Genomic DNA, 20,292 nt, shown 5'->3' on the forward strand with positions numbered 1-20,292 from the left:
ACGATTTATTTCGGGAGTGCCGCTTTGATTAACAGCTCTAATTGCTCTGGCGACACATCGGGCGCAAAACCTGCGCCACCCATGCCATCCGCTTTAAATATAATCGGCACAGCAAATTGCTTGCCGCAGGCCTGACCGATCCAGATTTCCTGCCACTGACCGCGAATCATTTTGTATTGCTTGGGTTTATCAAGCTGCAGCGTGAGATATTCGCCGCCCGTCACGGGCTTGCCGATTTTGAAATCGACAGGTTTGATGTTTTCATCCAGACACGATGCTTTAACAGCCTGCTGCGCGAAGGCTTCACCAATCACGGGGTCGCGCAAAACATCACGGCGCAAATTGAGCGGTACTAGGCTTTGCCCCATTTCGCTGGCCTTGGCCCAACTTTCTTTATTGCATTTGCGATACCAGTTCGCCCGCTCAGTACCGCCGAATGCAATCACCGCATTATCCAAATCCATACATACCGCCTCAACGGCGGGTTGGAAATTTTGCAAGGCAGCTTTGTAAACCAGCTCGGCTGCATAACGCTCGTTTTCACGCTCGCTCAGTGGGCGCTGCGCCAACTCCTTAAAGCGCACCAGATTGAGCTGGCCATCCGATGATTTCAGCCCAACAACGGCTTCGCTCTGCAACATCCCCGCCAGAATAAACTGCGCTTCGGGCATGTTTTTATTAACGAGGGGTTTGAGTATGTCGCGGGCCGCGTTGAGGTCTTTCTCCGTACCTTGACCATTGGCGTACATTTGGGCGAGCAAAAGACGCTCGACATCGGTGGCTGTACCATCTTTGACATCCGCTTTGGCGGCGGCAAAAGCCAGCGTGTAATCTTTTTTATCGATAGCGCTTTGCACTAGCGCTTCACCCGCATGGGCAAAACCGGTACACAGCAGGCATAGGGCAAGCGTTTTATTGATCAGGCGATTCACAGCAGTCTCCATCCAATGATTTGGCTTATTGTGCTGTGTATCTTACTGTAGTCGGGCTGATTCGACTACGGATCTGCTCACACCCCAATTGCAGCAAGTAGCGTGGTAATTTTTGCGTGGCTCTGTCAATTCCCTGCAAGACTGCATATCATTGCAAAATCAATCTTCAAGGCGATGTTATGAGCCCGGCGCCCGCGCTTTTTCGCAATAAAAACTTTATTTTGCTCTGGCTGGCTTCCATTGTGGGCAATTTTGCGCTGGCGATCGCCATGCTGGCCGAAACTTGGTATGTAGTCAAAACGCTGGGCGCGAAAGAGCAGCTCGGCCTAGTGATGATTGCAGGCTCGGTGCCACGGATTGCGCTAATGGCCGTGGGCGGCGTCTTAGCGGATCGTATGCGCCGCAGCCGGATTATTCTGGTTTCACTCGGTGCGCGGGTTGTCATGCTGTTTGCGCTGGTCGGCTTACTGGCGCTTGGCCGACTTGATATCTGGGCATTAACGATTTTTGCCTTTCTGTATGGCTCGAGCGATGCTTTCTTTTGGCCCGCGCGCGATGCGCTGACACCTGCGATCGTGCCCGAGCACGATCTCACCCGCGCTAACTCGATCATGCTGACGACCAATCAAGTCGGATTGGTCTTTGGCCCAGTGCTCGGTGGTGTACTTCTCGCGACACTGAGTTATGAAGCTATTTTCAGCCTCACCGGCTTGATGCTGCTACTGGCGACGATCTGTATTGGCTTTATTAATGAGCCACTGATCGTTGCGGCTAAAAAGGCAGGCAGCTCGATGCTGAGCGAGCTCAAAGAAGGCGTGCAATATGCGATCAAAACGCCGGTATTGCGTGCGATGATGCTGATTTATGCCGCCGCTAATTTGCTGTTCATGGGGCCGCTGGGGCTGGGTATCCCGATTATTGTGACCGAAAATCTCAACGGCCAGCCAGCTACGCTGTCATTTTTGCAAAGCGCATTTGCTGCCGGCATGGTACTTGGCGGTGTATTGTTGACCTTGTACCCGCCAAGCAAAAAACGCCTATTGATGATTACGGTGATTATCGCGCTCGAAGGCGTATTGCTTGCTTTGATTGCCCATACGCACTGGATCTGGCTGGCAGTTGGGATTCAGGCGCTGATTGGGCTGGGCGTAGCGGGCAATAATGTGCCGATGATGTCGATCATTCAGCAGTATTCTGATCGCGACAAAATTGGCCGGGTAATGAGTTTGAATAGCATGGCCTCGATGGGGCTCTCGCCCATTTCGTATGCGCTAGTCACTGGTTTATTGTCACTGCATATTTCGATTGGCGTGATTATGCCGATCTTCGGCCTGACCATGGCCGCGCTGATGGTGGTGCTCACACTGCAAATGCGGGTAATCCGCGAGGCTGATTGACATGATCTTCGGCGGCACGACCTGCGCTTAATCGAGAGCGCCACGCAATTGAGCGAATACATTATTGGATCTAGATTGCAATGATCCAGCGTTGCTCGGCGAATAGGTGATACATGCAATGGCGTCCAAACCACAACGCTATATGCGGGGAAGAATTCGAGCAAAAGTGAAACGACAGGCTTAACCCTGCGGCCTATTAAACAAGGCGATTGTCGCATTTTTTATGCAATATTCATGAAAAGACAGCATTCTCAAAAGACAGCCAACACATTGATTTTATTTAACTATTCGATTAAAAATGCGACATTCGTGAAATCACGCTAGTTGCAAACACCTAATTGTCATCTGCGCAGGCATAGTGGACTCCGTGTTGAAGGAGTCTCACGATGAAAGCGCAAAACTTTGTACTGGCGGTATTAGCCTTTGCGGCGTTTGCCCTACTGGCATTCGTGCCGCTACTAGCCCACTCGGCCAGCATTGAGGTCAAAGTCTGGCAAGGCGGCGCCAAGGCCGCGCATACCATTGCCCATGATGATTACTGCGGCTGGGGCACCACCGGCATTGAAGACACAGCCATCCCAATTTTGAATGCACGTGGGCTAAAAGCCAGCCTTGGCCTGATTGCGGGCAACTGTAAAGATGCGCAATGGGCAACGCTGAAAGAGCGCGTAAAACAAGGCCACGAACTCTTCAATCACACACTCACCCACGTTGGCATGCTCGAAGCGGGCACGCTTGCGCCCATCGGCGGCTGGGATAACGTCAAAGAAGTCGTCAACGCGCAGCAACTGGTGCAAAGCAAGCTAGGCTACACGATGCATTTTATTGCCTTCCCCAGCGATTTAGTCACGCCCGAAGCCAAAGCATTTGTCGAAGCGCAGCCCGATATTTTGGGCGCACGCGCCGCCAAAGATATTTACGACGGCAGCAATGCTGGCCTAAATGATCCGGAATGGTTTAAGCCAATGTTTGTGAAATGGGATGGCTATTGGCGCGATGGTAAGTGGTCACTCTACAAACCGAAAGACGGCAATATCCTGATCCAGCACGTCGATGCCGCCCTGCAATACGGCGCGTGGAGCTATCGCACCATGCACGGCGTCGCTGATGCGTCTTGGGAATCCGTACCCGTCGATCAATACACTGCCTACGCCGATTATCTCGCCGCCAAAGTCAAATCGGGCGAGCTATGGGTAGCTGGGCCGACCGACATTATTCGTTACATCGTCACCCGAGAGCACTGCAAACTCAAATTGGAAGGCAATGTGATTAAGCTAGTGCAATCCAATGATCTGTGTAAACGCTACGCCAGTGCCGTCACCGTGGATGTTGAGTTGGCTAATGGTCAGAAAGGCTTATTTAGCCAAAATTCAACACCATTAGCCGCGCAAAAACTCGAAAATGGTCATTATCGAATCAATATGAATCCGGCAGTTGGTGATGTGACTATTCGCTAATTTAGACACAGAACAAGCCATTTAATCATTAACTAAATATCGTTGTCGCACTACGAATGCCGACATCGATTTACTACCGAGCAATCGCCTCGATGTGCGCAAGGGAGTCATTAAAGCCAAGTATGGGGTGGCGATGACTCCAACAATACCCATGGCCAATGAGCAAATGGGAACAAAAACAAAAAGGATGGAGATCTCATGAAGTTTCATTTAAGCGCATTACCCGCAGCCATTGCGGTCATTTCTGCAAGTGCATTTGCAGCACCAGCATGGAACAGCACCACCGTCTATTTGGGTGGTGAAGTCGTGACCTATGCCGGCAAAGACTACAAAGCGAAATGGTGGACTCAAAACAATATCCCTGGCGCTGAGCAATGGGGCCCGTGGGAATTACAAAATACAGTAGTCACACCAACTACCGCACCAACGGCTATTCCAACTATTGCACCGACTGCCGCACCGACTGCTGCACCAACTGCCGTTCCAACTGCTGCACCAACTGCTGCACCAACTGCTGCACCAACTGCTGCACCAACTGCTGCTCCGACTGCCGCACCGACTACCGTTCCAACTGTGGCCCCGACGATTGCTCCAACTGCCGCTCCGACGGCTACGCCCAACGTCAGCGCCACACCCGCACCAGCAGCGGATGCGTGGAATGCCAATATGACTTATACCGCAGGAAAACGCGTCAGCTACAATGGCCGCGCCTATGAAGCGAAGTGGTATACCGTCGGTGATGTACCATCCCAATCAGGTGCCTATGGTGTTTGGAAAGATTTAGGTCCAATTGCCACGCCAGCCCCTACAGCCATACCAACTGCCACCCCGAGCAGCAAACCCGCTGTCAGCACGAGCATCAGTAGTATTCAAGCCAGTACTTGGAAAAACGGCGCTAAAGCGGCGTATTCAATGATGCATGATGATTTATGTGCTTGGGTGACTGATGGTCAAATCGATTATGCCGCGCCAGCCCTCAAAGCACGTGGGCTCACCTCATCTTTCGGCATGATCACAGGCAGCTCTTGCGGCGCCAAGCACTGGGCGGCGGCGCAGCAATTTCTAAATGATGGCCATGAAATTTTCAGCCACACCCGCAACCATTCAGATGCCAATAGCGCACTGTGGGATACCGCAGGCGAAATCAGTGGCTCTAGCGATGACATCGCGGCGCATTTGAATGGCTACCGCCCGACATTCTTTGCTTGGCCATCTGGCGTGGCCGCAGATCTACCACTGGCTTACTTGCGCACCGCTCCGGGCTATATCGGTGGGCGTGCGGCAAATCGCGTCGATCCAAACGGCATGGTGATTTACGATGGCCATATTACGGGCATTAATACCCCAACCACACCTGATGCATATCAAATCCGTTCGGAAGTTTTCACCCTGAGTGCCCAATATTCAGAATACGAAACACAAGTCAAAGCGGGTGGCGACCTGCTTAATCTACATCTCGAAGCAGGTATCAATAAGCAGGGCTGGGCAGTGATGACTATGCACGGTGTGAATGACACCTCATGGAATAGCGTGCCATTACAACAATTCACCAATCACTTGGATGTGGTCAAAGCCAAGGTCGATGCCGGCCTACTTTGGGTCGCTGGCCCTAGCGAAGTATTGAAATACACTTATGCACGCGAAGCCTGCAAACCGGTACTCAATAACAATCAAAGCGCCCTTACATTTGATACCAGCTCACCCGATTGCGTGAAAAATGCAACGCCGCTGACTTTGAAAATCAGCAAACCCGCGACCGTTGGGCAATTCTATGTCGAACAAGCCGGTCAAGCAGTGGCCATTAAACCGCTTGGCAATTATCCGATCTGGAGTGCCGGACAGGCTATCCCTGCGGTCAATTACGATTACCTGATTACCGTCAATCCATTAGGGGGTGCGGTCAGCTTTATGCTGAAATAAACAGTGACGGCCAAGCGCTGTCGATTGGGCTTGGCCAAGCAAAAAAGCTGAACGTATATCAGCAAAGATCAATATTAATAAGACTTACCGGGCAATACCTATAAAAGCAAAACCATTCAGCCTTGATGCCGGAGCAAGCTGAATAACTGCAGTACTCAAATAAAACAGGATGGAGAGACCTATGCAACAACAATACCAAGGTGCGCAAAAAGCACTGATATTGAGCTTGGCCGCGACAGGTATGCTGTCGCTGGCCAGCGGTGCGTTTGCCGCGCCCACTTGCTCGCAAAGCATCTGGAGCGAAGGCAAAACCTACACCGTCAATACCGTGGTCGCCTACAGTGGCCACAACTACACCGCACTGACGACGCACACCGCCTACGTCGGCGCAAATTGGAATCCCGCCGCGACGCCCACATTGTGGAAAGACGCGGGGGTTTGCGATTTTAATGATGTCGCCCCTACCCCAACACCGGTGCCGACACCCGCCATCACCGCAAGTCCTACTCCAGTGGTCACAGCAAGCCCAACGCCGACCCCAGTTGTGACGGCCAGCCCTAGCCCTACGCCCGTGGTAACCGCGAGCCCAGCGCCAACAGCAATTCCATACTTGACACCAAACCCAACGCCGAGCGCCAACACGTGGGTTAGCTCAACGGCCTACACCGCAGGACAGCGCGTGGTGTATAACGGCCACCAGTTTGAAGCCAAATGGTGGACGCAAGGCCAAGCACCGTCGACGACCGATCAGTGGGGGCCGTGGAAAGATTTGGGCGTCATCGCGGCAATGACACCAACACCCGCACCTACAGCAACGCCAAAACCTACGCCAACACAGACCGATTGCGCTTGTGCAACCCCGACTCCAACCCCAAGTCCAACATCGAACAAGACCGCCGTCATTGGTGCGGTACAAACGACAACTTGGAAAAACGGTGCCAAAGGTGCGTATTCATTGGTGCACGATGACTATTGCTCAATGCCGATCGCGACAGACCCGTACATCAAAATCATTGATCCGGAGCTGAGCAAACGGGGCCTCACCGCTGGGTTTGGCATGATTACCGGCAGCTGTTCTGAGCAACACTGGGCGGCAGCCAAAGACTTCATCGCCCACGGCCACGAGATTGTCAGCCATAGCCGTAATCACCCCGATCCATACATCAGCGATGCAGCGCTTGAAGATCAACTCAATGGCTCAGCCGCGGATATTGCCGCCAAATTAAATGACTACAAAGCCAGCTATTTTGTGTGGCCGAGCGATGCAGCTTCGACGGTGGCCACCGATTTCCTGAAAAACAAAACCAATTACCTCGGCGGACGCGCTTCTCATCTGGTTGCCAACGGCACTGTGGATTACACCACGATGCCAGCGGGCGTGAATGCGGCCAACTTTGACAATCCATTCCGCATCAAATGGGATCTATTTACTGTCGATGGTAAATGGTCACTCTACCCGATGGGCAGCGAAATTCTGAATCTGCACATCGATGCCGCGATTAACCAAGGCGCTTGGACAACACGCACCATGCACAGCGTGGATACGGGCTACTGGGAAACCGCACCATTGGCGCGCTATCAGGCTCACCTCGACTACGCCAAAGCGAAGGTCGATGCCGGCGAGTTGTGGATGGATACGCCCAGCAACGTGATCAAATACCGCTATGCGCGTGAATTCTGCAAAGTGATGCTGCCGGCCGTCATAGGCAATAACACCATTGCATTCGACACCAGTGCAGCGGAATGCCAGAAATACGCGACGCCCATTACCTTACAGGTTACGGCATTGCTGCAAGGCGGCGGTTTGACTGCGATTCAGGCGGGCAAAGCATTGCCAGTCAAAGCAGGCCCAAACAATAGCTACTTTGTCACGGCAGACCCACTGTCCGGCGCGGTGAGCTTCGCTTACTTTATGCCGTAAAACCTTCCCCGCCCCGTTTTGGGAGCAAAATGGGGCAGCGCAAGCCTTCCGCTTGAGCTTTGACTCCCCACCCGCCAGAGCCTTCTGACGCGTGGGGATTTTTTCATTACCCAGAGCATGTTAAGCTGCCGCCCTTGTGAGATAAAAGCCATTGGGCGAAGTTTGCCGATTTAGGCTGGATTTAGAGGTTTTGTGGTTACCATTAAGAAACGCAACGTCATTACCGTCACCGATCTGGGCCGCACCGAAACTTGGGTGAAGTTTTATAACGGCCTGTGTGATGATTGTGTCGGCAGCTGCTGTACGATGCCAGTGGAAGTCAAGATTGTTGATTTGATTCGCTTGGGGGTGGTCGATGAATTTGATGCGGTAGAGCCCGCGAAAAACATCGCCAAACGACTGATGAAAGCGCGCATCATCGAGCATTTTAATTTCAAAAACGAAATTTATACGCTCGCCCGCCGCAGTAATAATGACTGTATTTATCTGGACGCCAACACCCGCCGCTGTACCGTGTATGAAAACCGCCCCAATACCTGTCGCAAACATCCGCAAGTAGGCCCACGCCCCGGCTTTTGCGCCTACAACCAAAAAAGATAGGGTATAGCTGCAAAGACCAATTTATAATTAGCCTTTATTGCTATACCCAACTAGTCTAGCCCTTCGCAGGAATTCCCCAGTCATCTTCTTTTTCAGCTTCTAGCTTTTCATTGGCCTGATTAGATTCGTAACGACGATGGCTTGCTGACGCCAATGCAGCTTCAAATTGGGCGCGCTGCTCGTCTGACATATCCAGCTTGAGTACTTCCAATGTGCTCGCAGCCTGATATGAAGTCAGCGCATCTACACTTTGCAAAGCCTCCAATAATGGGTCCAGTTTGCTAGCACTAATCGTGGTCATAAGCTTATCTTTTAAGAAGAAAACAGGACATCGGAATGACGCCAACTTCGATCGTACCAAACCTTCCCAGTGATAAGCTCTATCGCGGCCAAGGTGATTAAAACAACTCGTCAGAGCCACACTCTACTTGCGTTTGTGGCAAAGTATCAAAAAACACCATCTTGTTTCGCCCGCCTTCTTTAGCGGCATACAAAGCCTGGTCTGCACGCCCCAGCGTGATACTCAGCACTTCATAAGGGCGAATATCGGTAATACCGCCACTGATCGTGACCTGACCGATTTGTGGAAACTGATGCTGCTCGACTTTTTTCCGAAAACGCTCTAGCGCCAAGATTGCGCCCTCACGGGTTTGTGGCCCCAGAATGATGACAAACTCTTCACCACCAAATCGGAATAAACGGTCATTCGCGCGAAAACAACTCCGCATTAATTGCGCCATGATCAGCAACACTTCATCGCCGTATAAATGGCCCAATTTATCGTTTATGCGTTTGAAATGGTCGATATCGAGTACTACGAGGAAATAATACGCCATACCGTTTTCTTGGCGGCGGCCCGCTTGTAATGGCTGTACGCCGGGCAAATTTTGCAAAGCAGTTACAATTTTGAAGAATTGCCGCTCCAGCGTTTTACGATTGAGCAGGCCAGTCAAGGTATCCGTTTCGCCATAATCCAGCAGCGCGATATGATTCTCATAGATACGAGCCATGCCTTGCAGCATTCGAAAATCGGAGGGAACGAGGCCTTTGCCCAAGTTCAAATCGAGCAGCGCATAAACTTCGTTTTGCCGATGCAAACCGAGAATGACTCGGTTGCCATTGGCTGCGACTTGTAATGAGCTTTCCGACACCAGAGCGCCATGCAATAAAGGGTCGATTTCGGGTGCGGTGCCATTTTGCTGGGCATTTAAGCCTTCAGCGGAATGCTGTCGAATCCCGTTTTCATCAAACTCGACCAAGAGCCCAAGCCGATGCTGCTTGCCCGTGGCAAGAGTGCGATAAAAACGCAGTGAAACGACGGGCAGCATTTCAAAAAAAGTCAGGCACAAACTCACCGCCAAATCGTCGCGATCAATCAGCCCAGTGAATTCCGCCAAGGAATGAACAAGGTCTTGTGGAGTTTTGGAATTAAGCGGCATGATGTGGAGACTTAGAATGCTGATGAGTTGTCAAATTAGTCAACCCAAACCCATGCTGCAACTTGAATCTTAAACTCTGGCTATCTAAGCGGGTTCCGCCGCAGAAAACCATTGCGGATAGACCTGGCGTAAACGAGATAAATACTGCCGAGAAACCGGAATCATTTCCGAGCCAATTTGCAACTCCCAAGTATCGCGAGCACGTTTTTTTATACCCTGCACCTTTTTCGGATTCACCAGGTAGGAGCGATGCACTTGCAATAACACGCCCTCATCAAAATACAGGCGAATCGCCCGCAAACGCAGCGTGATATAGCTTGGCGCGACCAGGTCTTGCGCAAAAATGGCGCTATAGCCTTTATCGGCGCGGATAAACAGCAATTTATCGCGTCGTGAAGCGATCTCGTACAGCTCAGATAAAAGCTGCGGCTGCTTGCCCAGCTCATACAGCGACCGGCGCACGATGCGCACTTGCTCAATCACACTGCGGTAATACAGCTGATCATCTTCACTGAGCGCACCCTTAAACTGCAGATTGAGCTGGTAATCATCCAGCACGGCATGAAGCTGGCTGGCTGGCGCGATCGGTTCCGCCGAAACTGGGCTCGCGGCCTCATCATCGTCCAGTTGCTGCACTTCAGCCTGGCGAATCAATGGATCGTCGGCCAGAAAGCCCAAAGTCACTTCCAACATTTTTTCCAGACTGCGCTGCTCAGATAAACGCTGCGTCAACATACTCAGCGCCGCAATGCGCTGCCCGCCAAGCTGGGCGGGTAGATTGGACAGTGGCGATGGCGTGCTTGATTCAGCACCATGCACAGGCAGGGGCTGCGTTGATTGAGGTAGTACTCCTACTTCATCATTGCTGGCAGCGATCCGCGCTGTAGTTGCTGCGGTTTGAGGCTGCAAAGGCTCGATCTGCCACGCAATGCGATCGGCCACTTCCGCCCATTGCGGCAGCGGCCACTGTTGCACGGCATTGCTGGCAGGCGCAGCCAAGCTCAATTGGCGCAACTGCCCTAATTGGCTTGGTAAATCATCGATGATGCCTTTAATGCAGCGCAATTGAGATAGCTCGATCTCTTGCTGCTGGCGGCGACGATGGCGAATCAGCCCCCAGCTCACTAGCGCCAAGACGCTCAAACCGACGACAACCCCAGCCAAAAGCTCGACCCACACCGGATGATACCGCCACCACAGTCGCAAATCATTTTGATACGCGCGCAGTGGATTGGCGGCAATTTCGGTCTGTCGCAGCAAACTCTGCGCGCTGGCATCGCTGGTGATTTCCCACAAAGCCACGCCCAGCAAATGCCGCGCCCGGGCATAATTGAGTTTACTGGCCAAAGCACGCGGCGTTTCGACGCTGATAAATTGCTGCAAGCTGGGGCTGTAATAAGTGCTGGCCTGCGCTGCCTCATCCCAATGCTGGGCAAAACCATTGCCCAGCTGCAAAGCCGCGATTTCATCCTGACCAAAAATACCCGTCGCACCTGTTTGCTCGTTATCCCACGAGCCCATGCTCACACCATGGTGAATTTGACCCAAGCCATTTTGCTCGGAAGCCACACCATTAAAGCTCACACCCTGTGTTGGAATCAACAAGGCTAATTTCGCCAATGGCAGACCATTTCTTTCTAGGGTATTGACTGCAGAATCAATGCTCAATTGGCCTTGATCGCTATACAGCGGAGATTTATGCCCTGTCGCCTTACTCCACGCGCCAACAAAATCGGTCGCCAGCAACATCGCATAGTCGATTTTTGGCGCCAGCTCCGTCCAAGGCACGGCGGAAATCTGCTCGTTCAGGACGCCCGCCGTCACGCCAATAATCAGCTCAGGCTTAGCCGCGCGCAGCTCAGTGACAAAGCGCAACAAATTAGCGCCATCTTTCACGCTCGCCGCATTGCCCTCACGCCCGTGGCCGCCGGGATAACGCCAGTCGATCTCGATACCGTCAAAGCCATGTTGCTGCAAAAACAAAACGGTCGACTGCACGGCTTGAAGACGCAAAGCGGGGTCAGCAAAAATCGTTGAAAAATCAGCCGAATAATTCCAGCCACCGACGGCCAATACGGTTTTGAGCTGTGGATGCTGCGCTTTGAGTGATTTGAGCAGCGCATAATTACCGCGCAACATACTGCCATCAGGCTGAGTATAGGTTTTATTCAGATCTGCAAACACATCGCCCGCCAGCAATTGGCCGTCGGGAGCAAAATGCGCAAAGGCGTAGGTGAGCTGATCGAGCCTAGAGAGCGGCAAATCAGCCATCGCTTTGGTTTGGCTATAGCTCACCCAGAATGGGTAATAGGCGATCACTGGTGATTTAGCCTGCGCCGACCCCGCCGACAGCAGCACCAGCGCGAGTAAACATAAGAACTTGCGCATTTCATTCCCCCAATCTGCGATCTAACGTCGCGATTTAAGTAATTAGACAAAAGTTTTAGCCCGAGGCTACCTCGTCACGCGAGGCACACGCGACGCTCAGTACAAGTCGTACGGCGAGGCGAAGTAACGAAGCGAGGGAACTTTTGGTTTACTATTTTGGGGCTTAGCTTACAAGCTTATCCGTCCAGTCGCCATGAAATACCGTCTACGCTCGCCGAACGGGAGCCAGACTGTGGCAAATTGTCACTGGCATGATAACTAAACACCAGTGAGTACTTCGTTTGCGTCGTGCTATTGCGGCTGGCCGCGTGGAAAGTGCGCGCGTCAAACAGCACCACATCGCCCGCAGCAAGCGTCGGAAACTCAGCTTTGGCGACCCAAGGCGCGGCGGAGGGATGCTGGGGCAGCAGAAATTCGCGCTCATCAAACGCGGCATCGGGAAAACTCGCCAGATGCGAGCCAACAATAAAACCCAGCCCGCCATTGGCTGGCGATTCATCGCCCAGCGCCAGCCAGCTCGACACCAATTCTGGGCGCGCAAAACGCCAATAGCGCACATCGCGGTGCCACAGCGTATCGCTACTAAAACTCGGCTGTTTGGTCATCAGGCTATTGTGATGCGCCTGCGTCAGCGTGATCTCGCGGCTGCCGAGCAATTGAGCGATCAATTGCAGCAACGATTGCTGCCCCGCCCATTCCATAAACACCGCAGCGCGCGTCGCCATCCCGCGCAAACGACGGATTGTTGCAGCGCCCTGCGCATCGCTCGATTTGGGTGCACCGGGGTAACCCAGCTCAGCTTCCAACTCCAGCGGCGGCAAACGTAATTCAAGCTGACGCATCGACTCAGCGCGTATCGCAGCGACTTGTTCAGCCGGCGCAAAGCTACGCAACACCACCACGCCATCGCGCGCAAACACCTGCGCAATCGCATTCACATCGCCAAAATCGGAAAAAGAAGTAATCGCCACAATCATCAATCCACAAGTCAGAGGCTGATTGTACTGCAATGACCCAATTAAGCCCATTCACGCCTATTTTCTGGCTTTGCACCATGCAGAAAAAGCATGCCGAACAAGGATTAGCTGATTTAGCTATGGCTGCTCAAAGTTTTTGGTGTGGCTCTCGGTGATTTTTTGCAAGCTACCATCATTGATGATGGCTGCTAAGGCTTGCTTCAACTGCGCAATACTACTTGGCGACGTAGTCTTGCTGCACCCTAAGTACAGATCTGCACTGTGGAACACAAAAATGGGTTTAATTTTCTCGGGATCTGCGCCAATCGACTTGGCAATAATTTTTGCGGTGTAAAGGCCACCCGCCATAATATCAATATGACCCGCATAGAGCTTTTTCATCGATTGCTCTTCTTCTGTAGCCAGATCGAGTTTAAACCCCAAATTTTCCAGAAATTGAACCTTCCCATCTTTGCGCTGCCCACCAACTACATATTTTCGGGCCTCATCGAGGTTGGCCAGTTTGAGATTGCGTTCTCTGAGCGCAAACAGAGTCCATTTATTTTGAGCTAAAGGGCCGATCCAAATAAAGTCATCTTCACGAACCGGCAGCCGTGCCAAGCTAAATATGCAAGTGTCAGGCGTGGTTTGGGCTGAGCTCAAAGCACGCGCCCAAGGATATTGCACATAACTGTACCGTAATGGAGTGCGGCGCAGCAGCGCATCCACAATATCGACCACCATTCCAATCGGCTTACCATTTTCTAAATCGTTATAGGGAGGGTTATTGCCGACAAGTAGCGTTAATTCCGCGCTGTGTCCCACAGCGCTGACCCCAACCAGCACAGTCAGCAACATTGCTTTTATTCGCAACGACAATCGCGACATCACCCCCCCCCCCAGACTCAAGCGATATTCTTGTATTTTTTATAGCCAATCATGGCTTAATTACCGAAAGAATTTCGACGCCAACACACGCCAAATTGCCATTTTGCATCGCGATCACGAGATCAGTGACAGTGCGCGAGACAACGACCGAGACACCCCTCCCCTAATCCAAAAACACTGCATCACGTATCGCCATGCCTCACAAATGACAGATCACCGCCATTTGCGCGAAGGAGTTGCAAACGGCGCGTCTCCACGGGCAATCCGTTCTAATGAATGACAGGGGTATATCAAGCAAGACCAATGAAATATTCAACTTCAGAGCAAAACCAAGGCAGGTATATATCGCGATGATTGGTCTGGGGCTTGAATTCCCGTGTAGAGAAAACCGCAGCGAGGAGGGAGACAAACAGTTTTATCGTTTGGCTCACGACGAAGCAAGGGCAGCGCGGAGCGCTTTTCGCCCGGGTCGCCTTTGGGGTGCAGGGGGCTTTGGCGAAGCAAAGCCCCCTGCCTGTCAGCGCGGCGGAACGCGCACCAAAAACATCGTGCCGTAGGCACTGAAAATCATTACAATCTTTGAAATAAAATGGGCTGCAATCGGCCAGTAGCAGTCATAATCATACGGGTGAGCGCTATGAGGCCAGTTAATGTTGATGAATGGTTAAATGAAATACTCTCTAGGGATGCAATGACGTTTGAGGAGGCATACTGGAGAGAAAGGCCACCAGCGAATGAAGCTGTGCCAAGAATACTTCAGGCACTAACTGCCCCTTTAGACTCATATACAAGAGGTAAGCTCATAGAACTTCTGGGGGAGTGTGAAGATTTATCCGTGCTCCATGTTCTCGAAAAAGAGCTATTAAGCCCTGATGAATCCATGCAATTCTGGGCAAGCTTAAGTATCGATGCACTCAATAGTCTTGCCCCGTGGCAGAAAAGTTCAAAGTAACTATAGTCACCGAGTATGTCATTCCGGCCAAGCCCTTCGGCGCAGATGAATTCGTAGGTTGGCGTCTACAATTCAAAACGGCCAACGACTGCTTTGGGTCCAGGCTGTGTAAAAACACATAAACACTCGACCGGTATAATTCTTGGAACTCTCCGCCAAGGATGATTCTATGCCCAGATTCATTGTAGGTGAAAGCAGAACCCAAACATTGCTGCTGCCTGAATGCTTGGAAGATTATATCAGCGCGGACAACCCCGTCCGGGTCGTTGACCAGTTCGTTGAATACCTAGATTTAAAGGCACTCGGTTTCGATGGGGTTGAGCCAGAAGCCACTGGCCGCCCAGCCTACCATCCCAGCACGATGCTCAAGCTGTATATCTACGGTTACCTCAACAGAATCCAATCTAGCCGTCGCTTGGAACGTGAAGCCCACCGGAATCTAGAGCTGATTTGGCTCACCGGTCGCTTAATGCCCGACTTTAAAACCATCGCCAATTTCCGCAAAGATAATGGGCCAGCGATTTGCAAGGTTTGCGGGCAGTTTGTCCAGTTATGTCGGCAACTCAGTTTATTTAGCAACGCCATTGTGGCAATTGATGGCAGCAAGTTCAAAGCCGTTAATCATCGCGACCGCAACTACACCAGCAACAAACTCGCGAAGCAACGGGAGCAAATCGAAGCGAACATTGCAAGTTACCTGCGGGAGATGGAAATTGCAGACCGGCAACAGCCCGATATTGCAGAAGCCAAGGTCGCTCGCTTGCAGGACAAGTTGGCGCGACTGAAGTCGCAGATGGCCCGCCTGGATGAGGTCGAGGCTCAACTCGCCAAGACGCCAGACAAACAGATTTCACTCACCGACCCAGATGCCCGTTCCATGGCGACCAGCGGCCGTGGCAGTGGTGTTGTGGGTTATAACGTGCAAACCGTTGTCGATGCCAAGCACCATTTAATTATTGCGCATCAGGTCACCAATCAAGGGCATGACCGTACGCAGCTGGCCAATATGGCCCAACAAGCCAAAGCAGTCCTCGCACAAGAAACAATAGAGGTGGTCGTAGACCGAGGTTATTACAACGGTGATGAAATACTGGCGTGTGAACAGGCGGGCATTACGGTTTTGGTGCCGAAACCGCAAACCTCAGGTGCTAAAGCAGATGGGCGCTTTGGCAAAGATGAATTCCACTATGACCCAGCTCGTGATGAATATGTCTGCCCAGGCAATAGCCGACTAATTCATCGTTTTGTGAGCTTGGAAGCTGGGCGCTATATGAGCCGGTATTGGAGTTCTGACTGCCCACGTTGCCCGCTCAAGACCAGATGTACACCGAGTGATTACCGGCGCGTGAGTCGCTGGGAGCATGAGGCCGTACTGGAAAAAGCGCAGCAGCGATTGGAATTGCAACCAGATGCAATGCGTGTTCGACGGCAGACCGTTGAACATCCCTTTGGGACGCTAAAAGCCTGGATGGGGGCAACGCATTTCCTAATGAAGACCTTGAAGCACGTCAGTACAGAGATGAGTTTGCATATACTCGCGTATAACATGAAGCGAGTTATGAACATAATGGGAAATCAAGCAATGTTGGTGGCAATGAAGGGCTGAAAGGCCTTTTAATTGCTGTTTTTAGTGGTGTTATTCATGAAGTTTTACGTTTACTTCAAGCAACACGCGCGTGATTCAAATTGGTTAGGCAAAATAACCCACGTCGGTCTTGGCGTTTTTACACAGCCTGGGTCGAAACCCGCCAAAATTAAACCCCGCCTTCGCGGGGTTTAATTTTTAAGCTCAACAGTTTCCCTTTTTATCACATTCAATCCGCCGGCAACATAATCACCGCTTGCAGCCCGCCTTCATGATGATTATTCAGCACCAGCTCGCCGCCGTGGGCTTGGATGATGTTGCGGGCGATGCCGAGTCCAAGGCCGTGGCCGTGGCTATTGCTGTGGCGGCCGTGCTCAAGGCGCACATAGGGGTCAAACAGCGTTTCGAGCGCGTCGTCGGGGACGCCGGGGCCGTGATCGCGGATTACGATGACGCGCTTGCCGACGCCTTCAAACACGCTGATTTCGGCGCTGTGGCCGTAATACAGCGCATTATCGAGCAGATTACCAATTGCGCGTTTGAGCGCCAGCGGCTTGCCGTGCACGCGCAGACCGCAGCGGGTGAAGGCGACTTCATGCCCGGCCAAGCGCGCGTCGCGCACCATGCGGCCGAGCATGGCATCCAGACTGATCGAGGTGTGATTTTCGTGGATGTCGCTGTCTTTCACACTTTGCAGCGCGCCCTTCACCATCATGTCGAGCTCGTCGAGGTCTTCGTGAAATTCGGCGCGCGCCGCATCGTCGTCGAGCATTTCGGTGCGTAGTTTGAGCCGCGTAATCGGCGTGCGCAAATCGTGGCTAATGGCGGTAAAGAGCTTTTCGCGGTCTTCCAGATAACGCACGATGCGCTCGCGCATCGCGGCAAAAGCTTGCGCGGTGCGCACAAATTCGACGCTGCCAGTTTCGGGCAGAATCGGCGACTCACCTTTACCAAAAGCCTCGGCGGCATTCGATAACGCGGCGAGCGGGCCGGTAATCCAGCGCGCGACCACCCAGCTCAACAGCAAGACCGTCAGCAAAGTGGCAAATTGCAGCACCCAACGCTCCAGCGGCAGTGGGTTGCTGTTATCCAGAAAAAAAGGATCGGGCATTAGCGTGGCCAGATACAGCCATTGACCCTGCTCGATTTGCGCCTGTATCACCAGCACCGGCGCGGGGCGCGGCTGGATCAGCAGCGTGTCTTTGATCCAGTGATCGGGCAGCTCGGCGATGCGCGTGCCGTCGTTGGCGACGGTCAGCTCCTCGGGCCACGAAAAATCAACTTTCAAATCGAGCAATTGCGGTAGCTGGGCACTTAATTGATGACGTATCTGCTCTATCACCAAATTAGATAACGGCTTGGGAGCAATACTATGCAGATGTATTTCACTATCGTTGGTGCTAATAAAAAACCGCGTCCCGCCCATTTCACGCATTTGCTCAATCACCAAATGGCGGAAATTGGGCGGCAAGGTTTGGAAATACTGAATGGCGCTGGCCGCCCCCGAGGCGACATGCGAGGAGGCCTGACTGACTTCTTGCTCGGACTTACCCTTGAGGTATGAGGCCCAAATCAAGTTTCCGATTAGCTGTGAGGCCAATACCCCCAGCGTCATCACCAATAAAAAGCGTGCCAGCAAGCTAGCAGGCAGTAGCCGCTCAAACCAGTTCGGCGCCCGGCGCCCCGCCCAACGCCCCAAAAAACTATGCATCAGCGCGTTGCGCACGGGGGCCCAAGCACGTTGCCACACATTTGGCGCAGCCTGATTCAGCGGATCGGGCTCGTGCGGAATGGGGTAAAGCGAGGTATCAGGCATTACTCAGGCTAACCTCAGCGGAGAGTACATAGCCCGCACCGCGCACGGTTTTGATCAAACTTGGCTGCTTGCCGTTATCCGACAGGCGCTGGCGCAAGCGGCTGACCTGCACATCGAGCGAGCGATCGAGCGGGCCAATATCGCGGCCACGCGTTTCTTCGGCCAATTGGCTACGGTCGAGAATTTGCCCCGGATGCTCGAGGAAGAATTTCAGTAATTGAAAATCCAGCCCAGTCAGTTTGACCGAGTCGCCGCTGGGCGAATGCAAGGTGCGCTCGACGCTATCGAGCGTAAAGCCCACAAAACGGTAATACCGCCCGCCAGTGTTGACGGTATCCAAGCCGGCACGGCGATGGATGGCCTTGATGCGCGCCAAGAGTTCGCGCGGATTGTAGGGTTTGGCGATGTAATCATCGGCGCCCAGCTCCAGCCCCACAATGCGATCCGTATCATCGGAGCTGGCAGTCAGCATAATAATCGGCACATTGCATTGCTTACGTACGGTCTGGCACAGGATAAAGCCGTCGGTATCGGGCAGCATCACATCCAAAATCACCAGACTCAGCTCATCACGAAACCGCTCGAATTCCAGATTAAAGCTCTCGCCATCGTGCGCGAGCAGCACTTCATATTGATTACGCTCCAGATAGGCTTTCAGCAGCATGCGGGTTTTCTGGTCGTCATCAACAATCAATATTTTGCGGGTCATTCTGTAATTCCTTCTTGTACATTCAGTGCACGCACCATGGCCGACATGCGTTGCTGAGTGTCTTGCACCGACATGGTGTCGTCTAAATAAAATTTCTGAATCTGCGCCACGATCGCGTCTTTAAATTTCTCATCGGCCGCCATGCGGTGCACGAGGCTAGGCGCTTGAAACACCGCGCCGCGATTAAATGTTTGCCACGAATTGGCCGCGCAACGGTCGAGCGCCTTGACTGCATTCGCATCCAGATCGCGGCGCACCGGCACCGAGCCTTTAAGGCGGTTATAGCCTTGCTGCACCACAGGCGAAACCATCAATTGCGCCATTTTTTCTTGGGCATTTTGTTGCGAGTAGTCGCCAGTGAACATCACCAAGGTATCAATACTGTACAGGTGGAAACCCTCGGTATTGGGGACTGTGGTACAGGCAAAATCGCTGTCGATTTTTTGCCCCATACTCAACAATTCACCCTTCATCCAGTCGCCCATCACCACCATGCCGACCTGACCATTGGCCAATTGCTGCGCGATATCAGTCCACGACTGTTCACGTGGCGGCTTGCTGGTGTAAGCGCGCATTTGACGCAAACGCGTTAAGGCGCGCTCAAAACGCGCATCGAGGTAGGCTTTGGCATTACGTGTTTCAAAGACTTCCCGATAAAACGTCGGCCCGCCTTCAGCCAGCAGCAGCGTTTCAAATAAAGTCGCCACTTGCCACGCTTCGCTACTTTGCCCCAATGGCGTCACGCCCGCCGCCGCCAGACGCAAAGCCACACGCTTAAAGTCGTCCATGGTTTTGGGCTCGGATAAGCCCAGTTGGCGAAACAGCTTGGCGTTGTAATACAGATTATTAATCCGGTGCACGCCCAAGGGCGCAGCGACCGTGTGATTGCGATGCATCAGCAGGCGCGACACCGTCGGCGAGAGCTGCTTTTGCCAGTTGTTGTTTTTCGCCACGGTATCGAGCTCGAGAATCAGCCCGAGCTCAGCCCACTCCGCAATCGCCGGGCCGATCAATTGCGCCACGGCCGGCTGTTTGCCAGCCAGAACGCGGCTTTTCAAGACGCGCATCGCACCAATGCCACCGCCACCGGGGATCGCCGCATCGTGCCAATCAATGTTTTCTTCTAATAACTTGGTTTGCAAAAAACGTGCCGCACCGCGCTCGCTGGCGGAAGTCCACCAATGCAGAACGTCGATTGATTCGGCAGCCTGTACTCCCGCGCTCATCAGCATGGCAAGTAGTGCAATTTTTGCTTTGTATTCAAACACCTGTTGTGAACTCCACCAAGACGGGCAACTATAACGTAAGCAAGCGGACAAAATTGTAATAAAT

At 52.6% G+C, this 20,292-nt stretch carries 16 protein-coding genes; 7 read left to right on the top strand and 9 right to left on the bottom strand.

Annotated elements, in window-relative coordinates; genetic code table 11:
• Positions 1-5: 5 nt before the first annotated feature.
• On the bottom strand, positions 6-932 hold the full coding sequence (locus HQ393_RS10540) for an SEL1-like repeat protein (protein WP_179355154.1): 927 nt from the start codon (positions 930-932) through the stop codon (positions 6-8).
• A gap of 179 nt (positions 933-1,111) precedes the next feature.
• On the opposite strand from HQ393_RS10540, the gene HQ393_RS10545 reads away from it, so the two are divergent.
• The 5 genes from HQ393_RS10545 to HQ393_RS10565 all read left to right on the top strand — a co-directional run bounded on the left by HQ393_RS10545 (position 1,112) and on the right by HQ393_RS10565 (position 8,227).
• The gene (locus HQ393_RS10545; RefSeq protein ID WP_179355155.1) at positions 1,112-2,329 is read left to right on the top strand and encodes an MFS transporter; all 1,218 of its coding nucleotides are present in this window, start codon (positions 1,112-1,114) and stop codon (positions 2,327-2,329) included.
• Between the two features lie 386 nt (positions 2,330-2,715).
• Positions 2,716-3,786, top strand: a complete 1,071-nt coding sequence (locus HQ393_RS10550; protein ID WP_179355156.1) for a polysaccharide deacetylase family protein — start codon at positions 2,716-2,718, stop codon at positions 3,784-3,786.
• Positions 3,787-3,984: 198 nt separating this feature from the next.
• Entirely contained in the window at positions 3,985-5,706 is a 1,722-nt protein-coding gene (locus tag HQ393_RS17920; protein WP_179355157.1) for a carbohydrate-binding protein, read from the top strand.
• A gap of 181 nt (positions 5,707-5,887) precedes the next feature.
• A complete protein-coding gene (locus HQ393_RS17925; protein ID WP_179355158.1) occupies positions 5,888-7,627 on the top strand; it encodes a carbohydrate-binding protein in 1,740 nt (579 codons plus the stop codon).
• A 192-nt stretch (positions 7,628-7,819) separates the two neighbouring features.
• Positions 7,820-8,227, top strand: coding sequence for a YkgJ family cysteine cluster protein (locus HQ393_RS10565; RefSeq protein WP_246307878.1), 408 nt, complete (start codon positions 7,820-7,822; stop codon positions 8,225-8,227).
• A gap of 55 nt (positions 8,228-8,282) precedes the next feature.
• On the opposite strand, the gene HQ393_RS10570 is transcribed toward HQ393_RS10565, so the two are convergent.
• The 5 genes from HQ393_RS10570 to HQ393_RS10590 form a co-directional block, all read right to left on the bottom strand.
• Complete coding sequence (locus HQ393_RS10570) at positions 8,283-8,528, bottom strand: hypothetical protein (protein WP_179355159.1); 246 nt, start codon at positions 8,526-8,528, stop codon at positions 8,283-8,285.
• 97 nt (positions 8,529-8,625) lie between these two features.
• On the bottom strand, positions 8,626-9,666 hold the full coding sequence (locus tag HQ393_RS10575) for a GGDEF domain-containing protein (protein ID WP_179355160.1): 1,041 nt from the start codon (positions 9,664-9,666) through the stop codon (positions 8,626-8,628).
• An 84-nt stretch (positions 9,667-9,750) separates the two neighbouring features.
• On the bottom strand, positions 9,751-12,054 hold the full coding sequence (locus HQ393_RS10580; RefSeq protein WP_179355161.1) for a glycosyl hydrolase family 18 protein: 2,304 nt from the start codon (positions 12,052-12,054) through the stop codon (positions 9,751-9,753).
• A 176-nt stretch (positions 12,055-12,230) separates the two neighbouring features.
• On the bottom strand, positions 12,231-13,025 hold the full coding sequence (locus tag HQ393_RS10585; protein ID WP_179355162.1) for a phytanoyl-CoA dioxygenase family protein: 795 nt from the start codon (positions 13,023-13,025) through the stop codon (positions 12,231-12,233).
• A gap of 123 nt (positions 13,026-13,148) precedes the next feature.
• Positions 13,149-13,898 carry a substrate-binding periplasmic protein gene (locus HQ393_RS10590; protein WP_179355163.1) on the bottom strand — a complete coding sequence of 250 codons (750 nt, stop codon included), beginning with the start codon at positions 13,896-13,898 and terminating at the stop codon, positions 13,149-13,151.
• A gap of 637 nt (positions 13,899-14,535) precedes the next feature.
• On the opposite strand from HQ393_RS10590, the gene HQ393_RS10595 reads away from it, so the two are divergent.
• Both HQ393_RS10595 and HQ393_RS10600 read left to right on the top strand, forming a co-directional pair.
• Complete coding sequence (locus HQ393_RS10595) at positions 14,536-14,850, top strand: hypothetical protein (protein WP_179355164.1); 315 nt, start codon at positions 14,536-14,538, stop codon at positions 14,848-14,850.
• 169 nt (positions 14,851-15,019) lie between these two features.
• The gene (locus tag HQ393_RS10600) at positions 15,020-16,456 is read left to right on the top strand and encodes an IS1182 family transposase (RefSeq protein WP_179354970.1); all 1,437 of its coding nucleotides are present in this window, start codon (positions 15,020-15,022) and stop codon (positions 16,454-16,456) included.
• Between the two features lie 208 nt (positions 16,457-16,664).
• On the opposite strand, the gene HQ393_RS10605 is transcribed toward HQ393_RS10600, so the two are convergent.
• From HQ393_RS10605 to HQ393_RS10615, 3 genes are read right to left on the bottom strand one after another with little or no spacing between them, the layout of a single operon-like run.
• Entirely contained in the window at positions 16,665-18,251 is a 1,587-nt protein-coding gene (locus HQ393_RS10605; protein WP_246307879.1) for an ATP-binding protein, read from the bottom strand.
• Positions 18,244-18,960: a response regulator gene (locus tag HQ393_RS10610; RefSeq protein ID WP_179355165.1), complete on the bottom strand. Its 717-nt coding sequence runs from the start codon at positions 18,958-18,960 to the stop codon at positions 18,244-18,246. Before HQ393_RS10610 ends, HQ393_RS10605 begins: the two co-directional genes overlap by 8 nt.
• Entirely contained in the window at positions 18,957-20,228 is a 1,272-nt protein-coding gene (locus tag HQ393_RS10615) for an ABC transporter substrate-binding protein (RefSeq protein ID WP_246307880.1), read from the bottom strand. Before HQ393_RS10615 ends, HQ393_RS10610 begins: the two co-directional genes overlap by 4 nt.
• Positions 20,229-20,292 lie beyond the last annotated feature (64 nt).

The sequence above is a fragment of the Chitinibacter bivalviorum genome, assembly GCF_013403565.1.
GTDB lineage: Bacteria > Pseudomonadota > Gammaproteobacteria > Burkholderiales > Chitinibacteraceae > Chitinibacter > Chitinibacter bivalviorum.